The organism is Ectobacillus funiculus, from assembly GCF_004138295.1.
Classification (GTDB): Bacteria; Bacillota; Bacilli; order Bacillales; family Bacillaceae_G; genus Ectobacillus; species Ectobacillus funiculus.
On the sequence record NZ_SCFM01000064.1, the window covers coordinates 17,291 to 33,956 of the forward strand.

Below are 16,666 nucleotides of genomic sequence, written 5' to 3' on the forward strand. Positions count from 1 at the left end.
ATTATCAGCTTTCTATTCTTAAAACAAATACTGAACACTTTAGTAGTATTCAGTATTTGTTTTGTGCTTTGATTTACATTGGCTAGAACTTTACTTCACAGATCCCGCTGTCATACCGGCCACGATTTTCTTATTGAAGAAAATAAATAGAATGAGTGGCGGAAGCGAGATTAACACGATATTTGTAAATAACAGGTTCCACTGCGTATTGTACATGCTTGAGAAGTTATACAACGTAAGCTGAATGGTTGCATTTTTGGCACCTGGATAGAAATACAGCGGGTTTACAAAATCATTGTAAATTCCTACAGCAGTCAATACGATGACTGTTGCGGAAACTGGTTTTAATAACGGTAAAATGATGGAGAAAAACAAGCGGAAGCGGCTGCAGCCATCAATCAATGCCGCTTCATCAATTTCACGCGGAATCGTTGCCATAAAGCCTTTGTAAAGCAATACTGTAAACGGTAAATTCAATGCTACAAGTACAAGGATGATTCCCGGCATTGTTTTAAATAATCCGATTCCGTCTAATACCCAAATTGTCGGTACGATTGCTGGCGGGATAATCAGCCCTGCAAGAATCAAAAAGTCAAAGAAACGTGATGCTTTGCTGACCTTGCGCTGCAGCACATACCCCGACATAGCGCCAAGGATAATGAGTAACACGATAGAAAATCCGGTAATGAGGGTACTATTAAAGAAAGCGCGAATGATCATGCCATCTTGCGCTGCTAGTACAGCCTTCATATTCTCTATTAGCTGGAAGGAGCTTGGCCATGACATATTCAGCAGCGCAGACTCCTGTGTATCCTTCGCAGCATTCACGAGAATAAAGTAAAATGGAATCCCGAATACGACTAAAGTTAATAACACCGCGATACATTCAGTTAATACCTTCCGAAGCTTTTTCCCGTTCAAGCCTTTTTTAGTATCGGAAGCAATAGACGGTACTGGAGATTGAGTAACTGCCTTATTCATTACAAATCCACCTCTTTTTTGTTCAAATAAGCATACAGTGGGAATGCCAATGCAGAAACAAGTAGGAATAAAATTACGTTTCCGGCTGTGGACAGACCGTAAAAGCCTGCTTGGTATTGCTTATATATAATAGAAGCAATTAAATCTGTGCTAAAGCCAGGACCACCTTTTGTCATTGCCCAGATTAAGTCGAAGGAACGAAGACCACCGATAAATGCTAGAATAATAACAGAGTTCATCGCAGGACGGCTCAGCGGCAGGATAATATTCCAAAACTTATGCCAGGCGTTTCCGCCATCGATCATAAGTGCTTCGTAGTAATCCTCTGGAATAGACATAATCCCTGCGATAAAGATAACTGTCGCCATCCCTACACCCTTCCACACATCAACTAAAGCGACGGAAAGAAGGGCAATTTTACTGTCACCTAACCAGTCTGGACCTACAATCCCTACTGTTTGTAACGCTAAATTAATGAGTCCTTGTGTTGGATGCATCATCATCGCAAATGCCATCCCGATTGCGATTGTACTTAAAAGAGTTGGGAAGAAGACCATAGAACGGATAAAGCTCACTGTTTTGAGCTTTGAGCTAAGGAATACACCAAGAAGCAAGCCAAGAATGACCTTAAGACCACATGTCACAATGGCGTAGATAATCGTATTTTTAAATCCAATATTCAAAGACGGTTCTGTCAAAAATGTCTTAAAGTTTTCTAGTCCGATAAATTTCCAATCTGTTAGTGACCACCATGTCATACTAAAAAATAAGGACATGATGGTAGGCAATAAGAAAAATACAAAATAAATAATGCCGGCTGGAAGTAAAAAGCTATATGTGTATGTTCTATTTATAAGCTTATTATTCATCCTACTGTCTCCCCTCTCTACATTCATGGAGAACAGCGCCCTGTCCCTTTAGGGCAGGGCGCCTCATCCAAATATCACCTGTTTAAGCGGGCAAATTACCAGCCCTTTAAGCCAAGCTGCTTCGCTTGCTTTTCTACGTCACTATCGTATGCTTTTGCTCCTTCTTTCGCCGATTTCATACCGCCGCCTACTTCAGATGTAATCTGTTGTAAGTTCGGTCCTTTTAACGGGCTTAAGAATTCAAGAGCCGGTGCTGTTTTGCCTTCGTTAAAGTATGGAAGCATGTCTTTTACTGCTGCATATACATTGTCTGGAAGCTTTATATCCTTGATTGCAGATGGACCATCAGGCGTTACTTTAGACATATACAGCTCTTGACCTTCTGGAGAAACGAAGAACTCTAGCCATTTCTTTGCTTCATCTACATGTTCACTTGCCTTGTTGATGTAAAGACCGTTCGGCGCCCATGCTGTTACACCATTTTTGTCAGCGCTGTCACCAGGCTGCGGGAAGAAGCCAATATTGTCAATTTGATCTGGATATAATTTTGCAATGTTTGGCAGCGCAAAGGAAATGATCGGATATTGTACACCTGTACCATCTACTAGCATTTTCAAACCTGCTTCATAGCCTGTTGCGTTAAAGTCTTTGTTCATGTAGCCCTTTTTGTTAATCTCCTCTAGTTTTTCAAAGCTTCTAAGAGCCGCTGGTGTTGTTGCCATTTTTGCCTTATTCGCTGTGAAATCGTCTGGGAATGATGGAGCTTCTGCTAGCACGTTGTAGTTGTCTGCAAGCACAATAACCTGAGATGTCCAAGTATCCTTGTATGTGCCAATAACCGCTGTTTTGCCGGCTGCTTTAATTTTTTCATTGTTTGCCATCAGCTCATCCCATGTTTTTGGAACAGAAAGACCGAGTTCTTTATATACCTTCTTATTGTATAACCAGCCACCGGCACTAAAGTTAGCCGCTGGGACACCGTATACCTTTTTGTTTACTGTTACCGCTGTCTTAAATGTATCTAGAAGCTTGTCCGCATACGGCTCGTTTGTGAGATCCACAAAGTTCTTCTCTGGATTCAACGCTTGTAAAAGTGAACCGGAATTGTAGGAAATCAAATCTGACATGTCACCAGTAGAGAGACGAGTTTTAATGAGGTTGTCACCCTCTGTACCACCTGGACGAGTTTCGATTTCAGTCTTAATGTTGTACTTTTTCTCAATTTCCGCTGAAACAGCTTTGACACCTTCCATTTGCGCAGGACTTTGGTTATCCATTAAAAATGTAAGTGTAGTGGAACCTCCCCCTTTTAAAGCGCTTTCTTTACTACTGTCAGCGCTTCCACATCCAGCTAAAATACCTGCAAAAAGTGCTGTTGTAGATAATACCGCTAAGATTTTCTTTTTTGTCTTCATCATGCTGTACCTTCCTCCCTTTCAAACGTTAACCAAACATTACTTAAGAACTATACAGAGTGTTATTTATACTCTAGCCTGTATAATTCTAAAATCCTGTTATCGTTTGTTTCTCTATGTTGTTGCTTTCTTAACTTAATTGTAAGGGCTTTCTTCCTTTATCGTAAGTGCTGCTTTTTTCTGTTTGGTGGCTGTTTTTTTAGGAGATAGATAAAAAAATCATACTTCTGAACATACAACAAGCCGAATGCTGCAGCATTCGGCTTGTTGTGAAGTATATTCATTTTTTACTGTTTAACAGCCTTTATGTCTTAGCAGCATAAACTATCAGCCCTGTAAGCTTTGCTGCTTCGCCTGCCAATTCCATATCGCTGCCTTTCCTGCTTGCGTTTATAGAGTGGCAAAAATATATTTCGTTACAGACCGATATTCTTCATTCTTATCCAATACACAAGAAGGAAAGTGTGGATGATGAATAGAATCCGGCAACCCTTGTGTTTCCAAACACAAGCCCAAATAGTTTCGTGACTTTGTCCCCCGAACAGAAAAATTCCCCTCTAAATGATTGCCTGTATATAAGACTACACCGCACTCATCTGTCTCAATCATCAGCTTTCTTCCGCTCTTCTCATCCCATAAAGTAATTTCTTCATCATGATTCGCATTTAAAAAGAATGGATGGTCATACCCTCTTCCAGCCAGCAGATTCTGAGGATGATCTGATATAGCTCCGTCTTTTATTGCCCTTCCTTCACGAAAATCGAACACTGTTCCGTCTACATTGATAAATTCGCCTGTTGGAAGAAGCTCATCGGTTAACTCTAAATATTGATCACTTTTTAATTGCAGCTTATGATCCAATATATCTCGCTCTGTATCCCCGCTTAGATTGAAGTATGTGTGATTTGTGATATTCAACAATGTTTTTTGGTCACATACTCCATTATAGGAGATAAGAAACTCATTATGATTATTTAATGTATATGTAACCTTCATATCCAGATTTCCCGGATACCCTTCTTCACCATCAGGGCTCATATAAAAGAACTCTACGCCAATTTCATTCTCTGTCTCAATCACACGAGCTTCCCACATGACAGCATCAAACCCTACCGTACCGCCATGCAGATGATTGCCATTATTATTTTGCACCAACTGATATGTGACACCATCCAGCTCAAATTCTGCCCCCTTGATCCGGCCCGCAACCCGGCCAACAACAGCGCCAAAATACGGGGAATGATTCAGATAGTCCGCCAAGTTATCAAACCCTAAAACAACATTTTGATACGTTCCATTGCGATCAGGTGTTACAATTTTTGTAATAATACAACCATATGTAATGCAAGAAACTGTAATTCCTTGGTCATTGACTAGTGTATATTCATAGATATCCTGATTACCTAACTCAGCAAATTTTGTTTGTGTTATTTTCATAATAATACGCGCAGGATATATAACATACATCCTGCGCATCCCCCTTCACATTTAATTAACTTTAACAGCCAAATGATTTGTATCTAAAGAATAAGGTTTACCATTCACTTGAACCTTTGTATTTGCAGGCGGCATAATTTCTACTTCAACCTCATCTGGAAGAATAATTTGCAAATCAATATACTCTCCTACATCTTTACAATAAATATCTATCTTTCCTTGTGGAATAGGTACAGAACCCTTTATCCACTTTAATCCGTTTAAATTAGGAGATATCGCTACTTTCGTAAATCCTGGCTCTAATGGTTTTACACCTAAAAATAACACGCCAAACACATAGGTTGGGGCTGCAGACCAAGCATGACAATGGCTGCGGCTAAAGTCTCCCTCAATTAATTCCCAGCCTTCCCAGCATGTTGTTGCATCATGCTCCAGCATATAACCATAAATCTCCCGGATATTGTCTAGTACCATCCTGTTTTTCCCAAGATCCATGAGAGCTTGATAGTAGAAAAGGAGAACAAACGGACTTTTAATTTGAACAAAATCCTCTGGAGGGTTTGTTATATACTTCTCTATCACATCTCTGCGTTCTCCCTCTGCACAATCTGTTAAAAAGGCAACGAGATTTGTTTGCACACTGCGAACTTTGGACGGTGTGCCATCCTCATGGATACTATCAACAAAAACCTGCTCTTCCTCATCCCATAGGTGCGTGTTGATCGCTTGTTTCAACTGATCCGCCAAGGATAAAAATTGAATTTCATCTTCATGCTCTCCTATGAGTGACGCTAAGTAAGCTGTTTGTCTGAATGCCTCAACAAGGAAAGCATTTTGATGCGTTACAATCTTATGCTCTGTATCCATTGGCGCCCAATCCAACATGTTCCAAGCCGTGATTTCCAACAATCCTTCTTCATTCAGAAATCCTTGAAAGCGCTGTACGGTCAGCTTTAGTTCCGGGTATACTTCTTTTACAAATTCCAGATCGCCAGAATATCGATAATATTCTCTGCACGCCATCATCCATAGAATGGACCAAGCTGTTAGCACATTCTGCCACCCACTCGGTACATGTGATTCTGGCAGAGGAGAGCGATACACGGATTTAGAAATTAGTCGTAAACAACGTCTTACCAAGTCATAGTTTCCAAATGCATAATAATTCATGAGAGAAATATTATAGGAATCGCCTGTCCAAAGTGCCTGTTCATAAGCGGGACAGTCAATAATCGTATCTTGTGCACACATCCGGATGGTGTGCTTTGAGATTTCCCAAATTTGATTCAGCTCATAATCAGAGCTGCTAAAGTTTCCAACATTTCCTGTAGGGAAAGTGGTTACATCTACTTTTACACTAAAGATTTTACATGGCATGTTAGTATTTCGAATCGTTAACAGCATGTATCGGAATCCTCTAGGAATAAAGGAGCGATACACTTGCCGGCCATCCCTTGCAATATATCGTAAGGAATTGTTCAAGGAAAAGGTATGCTCGATTCTTCCGTCCTGGTGGATGCTTTCAAATAGGAAAAAGTCGAAAACAGTCCCTTTTGTGGCTTCTACTTCAAATTCTATATGGCCCAAGTATTCCTTGCCAAAGTCAATTAGATATTCTGCATCGCCTTGTTCCATTGGTTCTACCTTTGTAAAACTATGATTTGGCAATACCATATTTTGATGCTGGAACTGTAAGGAATGGGTCCGAATGTCTTCTTTGAACATGGAAAGAAGACCTACATGATCTGTACAAACATGGGCATTTGGAATTTCCTTAGCCCTCTTTTTAAACGCTTCCAATTCACTCAAGGACGACACTTGCTTCACTTGTACATATTCTTTCTCTAAAGGAGCAGCTTTTGGAACAGGTGTGCCGATTTGAAGATGGGTAGCTGTATAAAAAGGTCCAATCGCTAAAAATTTGGAATCCCCTTGGCCAAAAGGTGCCTTCAACTCGATTTTCTCAGGAAAATTAAATGCGACATGCATAATTGGTTCATGAAAAGACCCGCCTACATCCACTATTAATAGATTCACGCCTTTTCGGAGATTCACCTTTTCATATTTCCCGTTCTGGGTTTTATACTCTACTCCATTTAGTTTGAACTCCCATTTAGCCATTGCATGCGGGTCAAACGTCAGAATCATTACTCCCTCGACATCTTCCTTTGCATGGATTTCAGTCACTACATACCCTTGCATCACTTTCCCTGAATTATTATCTAACTCCCCTGGGAAGAAAGTTGGTTTTAAATCAATAGAAAAGTGCTGTGAAATAGGTCTCACTTCTTTTAATGATAATACACTTTTGGGAAATTGAGTCTCATTGGTTAAATGGGGGATATCTCTAGGAATAAGTGTTTTCCACGGATTCATCCCATAAGCCCCAATGACTTCAGCGTTATTCCATGCTGAAGCGTCAAAATCAACCTGCTCCCAATCATGATCAAATCGTCCCGCATTATAAATCTCGGACCAAGGCAAACAATTGGACATCTTAACAGTTTCCTTAATAAAGCCACTGTGATTGGCAGTCTTCCAGCCTTCATCGGTTATCATCCTGTCAATCACCTGACCGTTATTAGAGAAATCAATTTGTGCAATTAATCCGCCGCGTCCTTCTATATAATGCATCGTCCCTATTCCATAATGATTTACTAATATTGCAATGACATTTTCCCCATTGTTTAGTCCGCTTACATCATATTGGTCATAGTACCATTCCGATGTCCAGCCGCGAACGGGACCGTATCCGATTAACTCACCATTGATATAAACAGCATATTTCGTGTCCGCAGATATAGATAATGTTGCTGATTCATAATCCGCAGGAATAGTAAATGTTCTTCTAAAACATGACCATTGATTTCTTGGCTGTTCCCCGCTATTATCCCAAATCCAATTTGCTTTCCATTCCATAAAGCTAACCTCCCATGTTAAGACCCGATTGCATTGAATAGAATTGTTGCTCTCGGGTCGTTATTTATATTTAAAATATAGAGTGAATCATACTTATCTCCATTACCAGCCTGCTAAACCAAGCTGCTTTGCCTGGGTTTCTACGTCTTTATCATAAAGCTGCGCCCCTTCTTTCGCTGATTTCAAACCGCCGCCTACCTCGAAGGTAATTTGCTGTAAGTTCGGACCCTTAAGTGGGCTTAAGAATTCTAGAGCCGGCGCAGTTTTATCTTCCTCAAAGTAAGGAAGCATATCTTTGACTGCAGGATACACATCTCTCGGAAGCTTCACATCCTCTACTGCAGCAGGGCCATCTGGAGGCACTTTAGACAAATACAGCTCCACCGCCTCTGGAGAAACAAAGAACTCTGCCCATTTCTTCGCCGCATCCACATGATCGCTGTTTTTGTTAATATAGAAGGCATCTGGCGCCCATACGGTCATACCGTTTTTATCCGCGCTATCACCAGGCTGCGGGAAGAAACCAATGTCATTGATTTTGTCCGGGTGTAGCTTTGCAAAATCGGACAACACGTAAGAAAGCATAGGATATTGAACACCTGTTCCTTCAGCGAGCATCTCCAGCCCTGCTTCGTAGCCTATAGCATGGAAATCCTTATTCATATATCCCTTTTTATTTACCTCCTCCAGCTTTTCAAAGCTTCTTAGAGCAACTGGTGTTGTCGCCATTTTGGCCTTGTTCGCCGTGAAATCATCTGGAAACGATGGAGCCTGCGTTATAACATTGTAATTATCTGCTAACACAATAACCTGGGATGTCCAAGCATCCTTGTATGTTCCAATGACCGCTGTCTTGCCTGCCGCTTTAATCTTTTCGCTGTTAGCCATCAGCTCCTCCCATGTTTTAGGGACGGAAAGACCTAGCTCTTGATACACCTTTTTATTATAAAACCAGCCGCCGGCACTAAATGTCGCGAAGGGAATGCCGTACACTTTACTATTCACCGTTACTGCTTCCTTGAACTCATCCGAAACCTTTTCCATATAGGGCTCGTTTGTAAGATCCACAAAACTTCTCTCTGGATTCAATGCTTGTAAGAGAGAACCCGAATTGTAAAGTGCTAAATCGGTCATATCACCCGTGGCTAGGCGTGTTTTGACCAGATTGTCCCCTTCCACACCGCCTGGACGGGTTTCAATTTCAGTTTTGATGTTATATTTTTTCTCGATTACGTCTGTAACAGCCTTAATCCCTTCCATTCGCGCGGAGCTTTGATTGTCCATTAATAGTGTCAGCGTAACAGGTTCAGGAGTTTGTTCAGTCACAGTGTTTTCGTGCTGCTTGCCGTCACTGCTGCATCCGGCTAAAATGCTTACAAATAATACCGTACTAGATAATACCGTCAGGATTTTCTTTTTAGCTTTCATTCCGTTATACCTCCTCTCCTTCAGATTATCACGATTCATCTCTTATGGTGGATACAAGGCAGAGGTTTCTCCCGATCTTTATATGAATTCTTCTTTATATAATAACTGTCAAATTACTTCTTCCATCGTGCATGATGCTTTTATAAAATGAATTCAATTGACTCACTTTCATTGTAAGTGCTTTCACACTTCTTTAGTAAGTGCTACTTTTTTGTTTTTATGTCTGTTCTTTTTTGATAATGAAATCCTTTGGCGTAGCGCCTACAAAGCTATTTTCTTTTGCATCAAGAGCTAACCAATCGCCAAAATGGAAGCCTTTATCCCAAAGATATTCATTTTTCCCCTGTCTGCGAATATATTCTACCCATGCTTTCATACTATCTTATTGCTCAGCAAGTAAACGTTTGTCTCCGTAAGTTTGATATACTGTCCACGGAATAATAGTTGCTGCATCGCCCCAAGCCGCTGAGCCAGCCCCGCTCACAACAGATGGAATCACAATTGGAACACAGCCATCTGGAAGCTGTTCTGCCTTCAAATCACGGAGCCACTTTGTAAAAAATGGTCCCCCATGATAATTAAATAGAGCCGTCTGAATAAAGACCTGGGCATCTCCTGTCCATCCCAGCCTTTCATTCCGCTGCGGGCAGTCGGTCGGCAGGTCAAGGAAGTTCCCTCTTTGTCCCCAAACAATATTGCGCTGCAGCTGATTCACTAATGGATCCGAACACTCAAATTCACCTGCTGGCTCCATATCTGAATGAATAACTTCACCTACAAAGTTTTCTAGCGGTAATCCGTTTTCTTGTCCAGGATATCCCTCTACCTTTACATATCGGAAGCCTTGGAATGTGAAATGCGGCGCATATGTTTCAATACCTTCCCCTTTTGCGGTATATTCAATCGTTTGCTTCGCCTTTCCAAGATTCCCAAAATAAATATTGCCGTCCTTATCCAGTACCTCTGCATGCTTCAAAACAATTCGTGCACCCTTTGGAGCATTCACCTTAAATTTCATTCGGCCTACCATGTTTTGCCCCATATCTAAAACAGTGTCCCCTGCAGGAGTCACAAATGAAGCAATTGGTTGAATCACTTCTGTAACCCGCGTTGGCCAGTTTTCCTGGGCAACTAAATTGGTAAATGGCAAATCTTGAACCATTGTTTCTTTCCAGCTGCTGTCATCGAAACCGGAACGGCTCCAACCAGCTTTTTCAAGTCTGGCATCATAGGTTTCGCCATCATAAATTTCTGAATATAAAATAGGGCCAGTAGATGCCTTCCATGTATGATCCGTTACAATGATTTCTTCTGACCCATCATCATACTTTACATAAAGCTGAAATAAGGCGGCCCGTCTATCACCATACACATGGCGTTTATTTTCAAAGCTAAGAGTTCCCTTATACCAGCCATCCCCCAGCACAGTCCCAAGTATGTTTGCACCTTCGCTTAATTGCTCCGTTATATCATACGTCTGATATTGCAGGCGATGATGATAGCTCGTCCAGCCAGGAGAAAGCAAATCAGCCCCTACCCGTTCTCCGTTAAGGAATAGTTCGTAGAGACCAACTCCAGTCCCATAAATACGGGCTGAAGTAATGCCCGTTTTAAGTTTAAATTCTTTCCTTAATAGGAATGCAGGCTCAGAGAGAGGATCAATACCTTCCGGTTCGGGTGTAATCCATTGTGCCTTCCACTCTGTATGATCTAACAAGCCAGTTTCCCACCAAACCGTACTACTCCATGATGATTCACGCTCAAAATTGTCCCAAACTTTTACGCGGTAAAAATATCTTGTTCGAGGCGTTACATCCGGGCCGCCATATTCGATCTGAATCGATTCTCCTGAACGAACCATTCCCGTATCCCATAATATATTTGTAAAATCATCACAACCTGCTGATACTTGAATCTGGTAAGCCTTTTGCATCGTTCCCCGTTGGTCTGATTGAATTTTCCAACTGATACGCGGTTCTTTTATATCAATTCCCAGCTAGAAATGAATTCGACATAGCAGGAAATTTTAGGAATACAGCTTATCCTCTATCTAGTACTAGTGCATTCATTTGAGCGATGCGCCCTAGATAACGCGCGCTTTCCTTCACTTTCCGTTCCTGTGTGGACCGATCAACCCCGATAAGACCAAATTGCATAGAATAGCCTGAATTCCATTCGAAATTATCGAAGGTGGACTAATGTAAATAGCCTCTAATAACAATCTCCCTTCATCTAGACAAGCTTGTACGCCCTCTAGGCCTCTGCATGCTCCTCTGCCCAGAAATCACTGTTCACATTATTACCTTCAACTTGGTGTCCCGCTTTCGCCGAACCCCAAAGAAAATCTGCTGGAAAATTAAATTGCACTTGAAATACTCCTTCCATTTCCTTGGTGCTACTTTCTTCTCTATATTGTAGCAAGCGTTTTCAAGCGTTTTAATATCAAAAACAAAGAAGAAGCTTGCTCGATTCAAAGATAAGCTTCAACTTCTTTTTTGCAGCGAAGGAATCCCGGGCTCACCCAATATTTGACTAATACTTAGCTTTCTTTGAGGTACATACTCCCCTGCCCCATTATTGAACAAGGAACAATCTTAATACCAATTCTTGCATCTATGTATAAATGGGGGAAAACTACATGGATATCCTTATGAAGAGTCAGGAAGATACAGTTGAAAACCCATAATGAACCAACTATCACATAAGAGAAGTCAACAAATCTTTAATACATTCAATAGATGAATATTGTAAATTTGCTAGTTAAAGGCTCCCTCATAATATACTTCTAGTAACTATTTGATTTTAAAGTGCGTACTTTTTTTTTAGGGATGACAAATCTAGAATAAAGTTGTAGCCAATAAAAACCAAAATTACTTAAGGAGTGAAGAATTCATGGAACTTCAATTAGCGTTAGATCTTGTAAACATTCCAGAAGCGAAGCAAGTAGTCAAAGAGGTTGAGGAACACATTGATATTGTAGAAATCGGTACACCTGTTGTCATTAATGAAGGCCTTCGAGCTGTGAAGGAAATCAAAGAGGCTTTTCCTTCTTTAAAAGTATTAGCTGATCTGAAAATTATGGATGCGGGTGCGTACGAAGTAATGAAAGCATCTGAAGCTGGCGCTGATATTATTACCGTACTAGGAGCAACTGATGATTCTACCATTAAAGGGGCCGTAGAAGAAGCAAAGAAACAAGGCGTACAAATCCTTATTGATATGATTAATGTAAAGGATCTTGAGCAGCGTGCTAAAGAAGTAGATGCGCTTGGTGTTGATTATATTTGTGTACATACAGGCTATGACCTTCAAGCTGAGGGAGAAAGCCCATTTGAACAGCTCCAAACGATTAAACGTGTCGTAAAACATGCAAAAACAGCGGTCGCAGGCGGCATCAAGCTAAATACCCTCCCAGAGGTTGTCCAATCACAGCCTGATCTTGTCATTGTAGGTGGCGGAATTACAGGTCAGCAAGATAAAAAAGCAGTAGCTTCCGAAATGCAACAGCTCGTTAAGAAAAAGGTCCTTGCTTAAGAAAGAGCATGATAACCATGCAAACTACCCAATATTTAACTGAAATCATCAAAGAACTGCAGCAAACAGGAACATTAATACTGGATGAAGAAGCTGAAAAACTAGTAAATGGAGTTCTTGAAGCAAAGAAGATCTTTGTAGCTGGTGCAGGCCGATCTGGATTGATGTCTAAGTCGTTTGCGATGCGCATGATGCATATGGGTTTAGATCCTTACGTAGTAAGCGAAACTGTTACTCCTAACTTAGAAAAGGATGACATTTTCATCATTGCATCTGGTTCAGGGGAGACAAAAAGTTTAGTAGCTATGGCCCAGAAGGCAAAAAGCATGGGTGCAACTCTGGCTGCTGTAACCATTTCCCCTGAATCAACTATCGGGCAGCTAGCAGACATCGTAGTTAAACTGCCAGGCTCGCCTAAAGATCAGGAAGGAGCTCAATACAAGACGATACAGCCAATGGCATCCTTATTTGAGCAAACCCTCCTGTTATTTTACGATGCTGTTATCCTGAGACTGATGGAGAAAAAAGGGTTGGACTCTACTACCATGTTCAGTAGGCATGCTAACCTCGAATAAACTTATATTATATGGATTTTTATAAAAGAGTCATAGTATGCAACGAATTCATCAAGCGGCTAGAAGCTCTTTTAACCAGGCTTTTTCTTAGAGGGCTCCGTCCCCCATCCATCAAGTTAGCAGTTCTTATCCCTAACCCCCAAGGCACGTTATTCTTTTCCTATATTACTAAATAAAGGATAACGTGCTTTTTTTAAATGATAGGTAAGAACAAGAGCTTCATTTATTTACTAGGATCTATATTGCCACTTGTCCCCCATGACACTCCATCAGTAGCTATAAAAACAGGAGGACTAACCTGTACACCAAAAAGTTACGAATTTACATTCTTTATATACAATGGGGGGAGTTTATATTGGAAAATAAGTCTTTCTATCGAACTAAAAAAGTCATGAAAATAGGGATTGTAACTGAATTGACAGGTTTATCTGAGAGACAAGTTCGTTATTATGAGGAAAAAGAATTAATTTTTCCAGAGCGTACGTCCTCAGGTATTCGCAAATATTCTTTTTCTGATATTGAATTATTGATCGAGATCTCTAAAAAAATAAAAAGTGGTTTTCCAGTCACAGCTGTTCGTATGGAACTCCTAAAACGGAAAATCCAAATAAAAACGAATGCCATGAGAAAAAGCCCCTTAAAAGCCTATGTTCCTTATACTTGTCTTTAAAAGAAGCTAAATTGTTCCCTTCCCTGCAAATCACTTACAACGCTTAACCATATAGATGCTGCCTCATGCTGGTCAGTTCAGTACGTTGTCTCGCACGGGGGAGTCATGGTTTTGTGTTTTTTTACATTACTGGACAATTCCTCCGTCTTCGCGAGGCTGGAAATTTCTCGGGCATGATACATTTTTTGGGTGCAAGCGTAGAGGAAAGAATTTGTAGGGTTTTACATTGCTCCCCATAACTGATGGGCCAGTTCCACTAACGCCGTCTACTAACGGATAACCATCCTACCATACTTGGCATTCCGGAAGTATTGGTAAACCCGATTCAGCTTCTGTTCCTGCCTGCCGTCTGGATTTTCCATCCCACCAAACTCAAAAAACTTTACTTTCTTAATCCCGACGTAAGAAAACAAAGCACGTCGCATCAATACTTTATGGGAATTATTCAACCAAAATAAAGGATAAAATGTTGGTCCTTTCATGGTTGAGATGCAAACGACTCGTTTTCCCTTCAATAGTCCCCCTGGGATTAGCCCCCGACCTGTTCGAAAAGCAAACCCAGCAGCATGGCTGGCGGTCTTCCCCACCAAATTGGATAGATGAACACAATCTGTTCCGCCCATGACAGTTGTTCTCGGTATCGAGCCAGCCCCGGATCGGTATGCATATCCCTGCGGCGCTTCTTCTCGTTAAAGACGAGAACCGGATCAAATCCCTCCGTGTACAAATCTAACAATTGAATCTCCGAAATCACTAGATTGTCTCGGCAGCCCTCCAGCACTTTTTGTAAAAAGGCATAGCATAAACTTTCGTGATTCGGATGTGCATAAATGATGAGAGTTTTCATGATACCACCCCTATTGGTTATCTTTTGATAACAAAACAATAGCACCCCCTTTTATTAGTTGTCAATTGATAATTGTTTTACGATAACCTTTTTGCTATAGTGGCAGATAGAGGTGATTCTTTTCCATGGACAAAACAACCCTATTTCATAAAGTCATCAACTTAACTACATCCATGCACCAAGTAACCCATGAGCTGACCAAAGAGGTTAAGTCCAAAGCCTTTTCCGTCACCCCTGTTCAATACCGTATTATGGAACTTATTACGGTTCGACAGCCGGTGACATTAAGTGAAATTTGTGATTGTCTCGATTTATCAATGCCCAACGCAAGTCGTGAACTAAGAAAACTCAAAGAAAAGGACTTGTGTGAAAAAGTCGTAGCGGTTGACGATAAACGCAAGCACATTATCCGGCTCAGCGAAAAAGGACAGAACATGATGAATGCTGCTTTTCAAGGGATTGAAGCCCGGTTTCTGGAACGGATTCAGCATGTGTCCGAGGAAGATCTTGCCCAGATAGATTTTGCACTTGATGTATTACAAAGCAAGGTATTTTATCCTGCAAAACCGCCTCAGTAATTTAGCAGCGTCTGAAAAGGGAAGGCTGCGTCTGTCTTGTTTCAGACGGTTTTCCTTAGAGTTAGGCATTATATTTTGCCATATCCATATTAGAAGGAGAGGCCGTTCGTATTGGTGATCTTGGTTCCTTCTCCTTAGAGGACTTTTGAGCAATTGATAAGAATACTTCTTCTCCTGTACACGCTTCTGAGAAAAATAGGCAAAGATCACACAGGTATGAGAAGAAAATTATTTTTGACATACTCGCAGTTGTGTACGAACGAAGGTAAAGGGAAAAGAAAGCTGCATAATTTCAAAAAAGCACCAATTTGGGGCTTCTTTAGTATGGGCATTTTTGTAGAAAACGGCGGATGACAAACAAATTGAAGATGTATAGCGGTGCACTTATACATATTGTCTTTCACTAGCTTGATAGGCATGGGGCTGACCCCATGCCCATCAAGGTAAGATATCCATAATCCCCCCAAAACAATAAAAATGAGTCTTATTGATATAAAAGACACAAATCTTCATTCTAAGAGCATCATAAAATTTTAACTTGGTGGCGATAGCGCACTGCCCCATTATCACCTTATTCTTGATCAATTGGAGACTGCAAATGGTCATCATATGTATCAATGTATAGAAGCCCATTTGCCCCTAAAACTGCGTATGTCACGTCATGTACATGCAAATTGCGCTTCTTTAACTCATCCTCTAACCACGAATGAGTAATTTGATTTTCCTGCAAATTTCTATCCATGATTTTTCCGTCCATAATTAATTCAACTGAAAGTCGCTGTTCTGGAGTAGTGGCGATCCATAAATCTTTTCTTGTCACGGTACGATACTGCGGTTTTTTCAATATAGTTAATGTCCCGTTGATTTCAAGAATAGCAAAAAGAACCTCCTCAATATCAAATACATTTTTTTCTCGAAGTTCTTGATTTAAGTAGTCCAAGGTATAACGCATTTTTCTCATGTTATGTTCTAATATTTTTCCATTCTGAATAACAATAGTTGGATCTCCAGCGAAAAATTTACGAGCTTTTTTGCTTTTTAAGGAAATATAAGCGCTCAGAAAAGTAATCCCAACAAGGATACAGAAAGAAAGGAAGAGATGGTGCACTTTAACATAAGTATTAAACGCTAAATTCGCTGCGATTGCCCCCATGGTAATAGTAACGACAAAATCAAAGTAGGTCATTTGAGTAAGGGCTTGTTTTCCTAAGATACGGGTAGTAATCAGCAACATAAAGAATGCTCCGAACGTACGAAGAATAACTTCAACATAATCAGGCATGTTCTTCCTCCAAGTAAGTTCACTGTTTCTTCTTTCATTGTAGTCAGTATCGCATTTCAATAAACATTTTTATCTATTGGGGTCCCGACACACATCCATCAACTTAAGCATTTAGGCTATTCTTAAAGTTA

At 40.7% G+C, this 16,666-nt stretch carries 13 protein-coding genes and 2 pseudogenes; 4 read left to right on the forward strand and 11 right to left on the reverse strand.

What is annotated here, in order from left to right:
• Positions 1-90: 90 nt before the first annotated feature.
• The 9 genes and pseudogenes from EP737_RS22800 to EP737_RS26085 all read right to left on the reverse strand — a co-directional run bounded on the left by EP737_RS22800 (position 91) and on the right by EP737_RS26085 (position 11,470).
• Positions 91-981: a carbohydrate ABC transporter permease gene (locus tag EP737_RS22800; RefSeq protein ID WP_129731346.1), complete on the reverse strand. Its 891-nt coding sequence runs from the start codon at positions 979-981 to the stop codon at positions 91-93.
• Positions 981-1,850: a carbohydrate ABC transporter permease gene (locus tag EP737_RS22805; RefSeq protein ID WP_129731348.1), complete on the reverse strand. Its 870-nt coding sequence runs from the start codon at positions 1,848-1,850 to the stop codon at positions 981-983. The genes EP737_RS22800 and EP737_RS22805 overlap by 1 nt, the downstream gene beginning before the upstream one ends.
• Before the next feature lie 95 nt (positions 1,851-1,945).
• A complete protein-coding gene (locus EP737_RS22810; protein WP_129731350.1) occupies positions 1,946-3,268 on the reverse strand; it encodes an ABC transporter substrate-binding protein in 1,323 nt (440 codons plus the stop codon).
• Positions 3,269-3,655: 387 nt separating this feature from the next.
• Positions 3,656-4,702 (reverse strand): aldose epimerase family protein, encoded by a 1,047-nt coding sequence (locus EP737_RS22815; RefSeq protein WP_129731367.1) that lies wholly within the window; start codon positions 4,700-4,702, stop codon positions 3,656-3,658.
• 51 nt (positions 4,703-4,753) lie between these two features.
• Positions 4,754-7,621 carry a family 78 glycoside hydrolase catalytic domain gene (locus EP737_RS22820; RefSeq protein ID WP_129731352.1) on the reverse strand — a complete coding sequence of 956 codons (2,868 nt, stop codon included), beginning with the start codon at positions 7,619-7,621 and terminating at the stop codon, positions 4,754-4,756.
• A gap of 102 nt (positions 7,622-7,723) precedes the next feature.
• Positions 7,724-9,049, reverse strand: a complete 1,326-nt coding sequence (locus EP737_RS22825; RefSeq protein WP_129731354.1) for an ABC transporter substrate-binding protein — start codon at positions 9,047-9,049, stop codon at positions 7,724-7,726.
• A 238-nt stretch (positions 9,050-9,287) separates the two neighbouring features.
• Positions 9,288-11,045, reverse strand: a pseudogene (locus EP737_RS22830) (family 78 glycoside hydrolase catalytic domain); the annotation flags it as partial.
• A 43-nt stretch (positions 11,046-11,088) separates the two neighbouring features.
• Positions 11,089-11,205, reverse strand: coding sequence for a hypothetical protein (locus EP737_RS26380; protein ID WP_246040351.1), 117 nt, complete (start codon positions 11,203-11,205; stop codon positions 11,089-11,091).
• A gap of 97 nt (positions 11,206-11,302) precedes the next feature.
• Entirely contained in the window at positions 11,303-11,470 is a 168-nt protein-coding gene (locus EP737_RS26085) for a hypothetical protein (protein WP_205651004.1), read from the reverse strand.
• A 471-nt stretch (positions 11,471-11,941) separates the two neighbouring features.
• Here EP737_RS26085 and hxlA point away from each other — a divergent pair, with 471 nt between their 5' ends.
• From hxlA to EP737_RS26650, 3 genes are all read left to right on the forward strand, one after another.
• Positions 11,942-12,583 carry a 3-hexulose-6-phosphate synthase gene (gene hxlA, locus EP737_RS22840; protein ID WP_129731356.1) on the forward strand — a complete coding sequence of 214 codons (642 nt, stop codon included), beginning with the start codon at positions 11,942-11,944 and terminating at the stop codon, positions 12,581-12,583.
• A gap of 17 nt (positions 12,584-12,600) precedes the next feature.
• Entirely contained in the window at positions 12,601-13,158 is a 558-nt protein-coding gene (gene hxlB / locus EP737_RS22845; RefSeq protein WP_129731358.1) for a 6-phospho-3-hexuloisomerase, read from the forward strand.
• A gap of 352 nt (positions 13,159-13,510) precedes the next feature.
• Entirely contained in the window at positions 13,511-13,828 is a 318-nt protein-coding gene (locus EP737_RS26650) for a MerR family transcriptional regulator (RefSeq protein WP_425455951.1), read from the forward strand.
• 269 nt (positions 13,829-14,097) lie between these two features.
• Here EP737_RS26650 and EP737_RS22855 read toward each other — a convergent pair.
• Positions 14,098-14,675 (reverse strand): annotated as a pseudogene (locus EP737_RS22855) (NAD(P)H-dependent oxidoreductase).
• Between the two features lie 125 nt (positions 14,676-14,800).
• Here EP737_RS22855 and EP737_RS22860 point away from each other — a divergent pair.
• Entirely contained in the window at positions 14,801-15,253 is a 453-nt protein-coding gene (locus EP737_RS22860) for a MarR family winged helix-turn-helix transcriptional regulator (protein WP_129731360.1), read from the forward strand.
• Between the two features lie 571 nt (positions 15,254-15,824).
• Here EP737_RS22860 and EP737_RS22865 read toward each other — a convergent pair.
• Complete coding sequence (locus EP737_RS22865) at positions 15,825-16,535, reverse strand: DUF421 domain-containing protein (RefSeq protein WP_129731362.1); 711 nt, start codon at positions 16,533-16,535, stop codon at positions 15,825-15,827.
• Between the last annotated feature and the right edge of the window lie 131 nt (positions 16,536-16,666).

What these genes read in the sequence shown, in the direction of transcription:
- EP737_RS22810 (WP_129731350.1), bottom strand. Translation starts at nt 3,268, where the DNA reads ATGATGAAGACAAAAAAGAAAATCTTAGCGGTATTATCTACAACAGCA.
- EP737_RS26380 (WP_246040351.1), bottom strand. Translation starts at nt 11,205, where the DNA reads ATGCAATTTGGTCTTATCGGGGTTGATCGGTCCACACAGGAACGGAAA.
- EP737_RS22800 (WP_129731346.1), bottom strand. Translation starts at nt 981, where the DNA reads ATGAATAAGGCAGTTACTCAATCTCCAGTACCGTCTATTGCTTCCGAT.
- EP737_RS22815 (WP_129731367.1), bottom strand. Translation starts at nt 4,702, where the DNA reads ATGAAAATAACACAAACAAAATTTGCTGAGTTAGGTAATCAGGATATC.
- hxlA (WP_129731356.1), top strand. Translation starts at nt 11,942, where the DNA reads ATGGAACTTCAATTAGCGTTAGATCTTGTAAACATTCCAGAAGCGAAG.
- EP737_RS22860 (WP_129731360.1), top strand. Translation starts at nt 14,801, where the DNA reads ATGGACAAAACAACCCTATTTCATAAAGTCATCAACTTAACTACATCC.
- EP737_RS22805 (WP_129731348.1), bottom strand. Translation starts at nt 1,850, where the DNA reads ATGAATAATAAGCTTATAAATAGAACATACACATATAGCTTTTTACTT.
- EP737_RS22820 (WP_129731352.1), bottom strand. Translation starts at nt 7,621, where the DNA reads ATGGAATGGAAAGCAAATTGGATTTGGGATAATAGCGGGGAACAGCCA.
- EP737_RS22865 (WP_129731362.1), bottom strand. Translation starts at nt 16,535, where the DNA reads ATGCCTGATTATGTTGAAGTTATTCTTCGTACGTTCGGAGCATTCTTT.
- EP737_RS22825 (WP_129731354.1), bottom strand. Translation starts at nt 9,049, where the DNA reads ATGAAAGCTAAAAAGAAAATCCTGACGGTATTATCTAGTACGGTATTA.
- hxlB (WP_129731358.1), top strand. Translation starts at nt 12,601, where the DNA reads ATGCAAACTACCCAATATTTAACTGAAATCATCAAAGAACTGCAGCAA.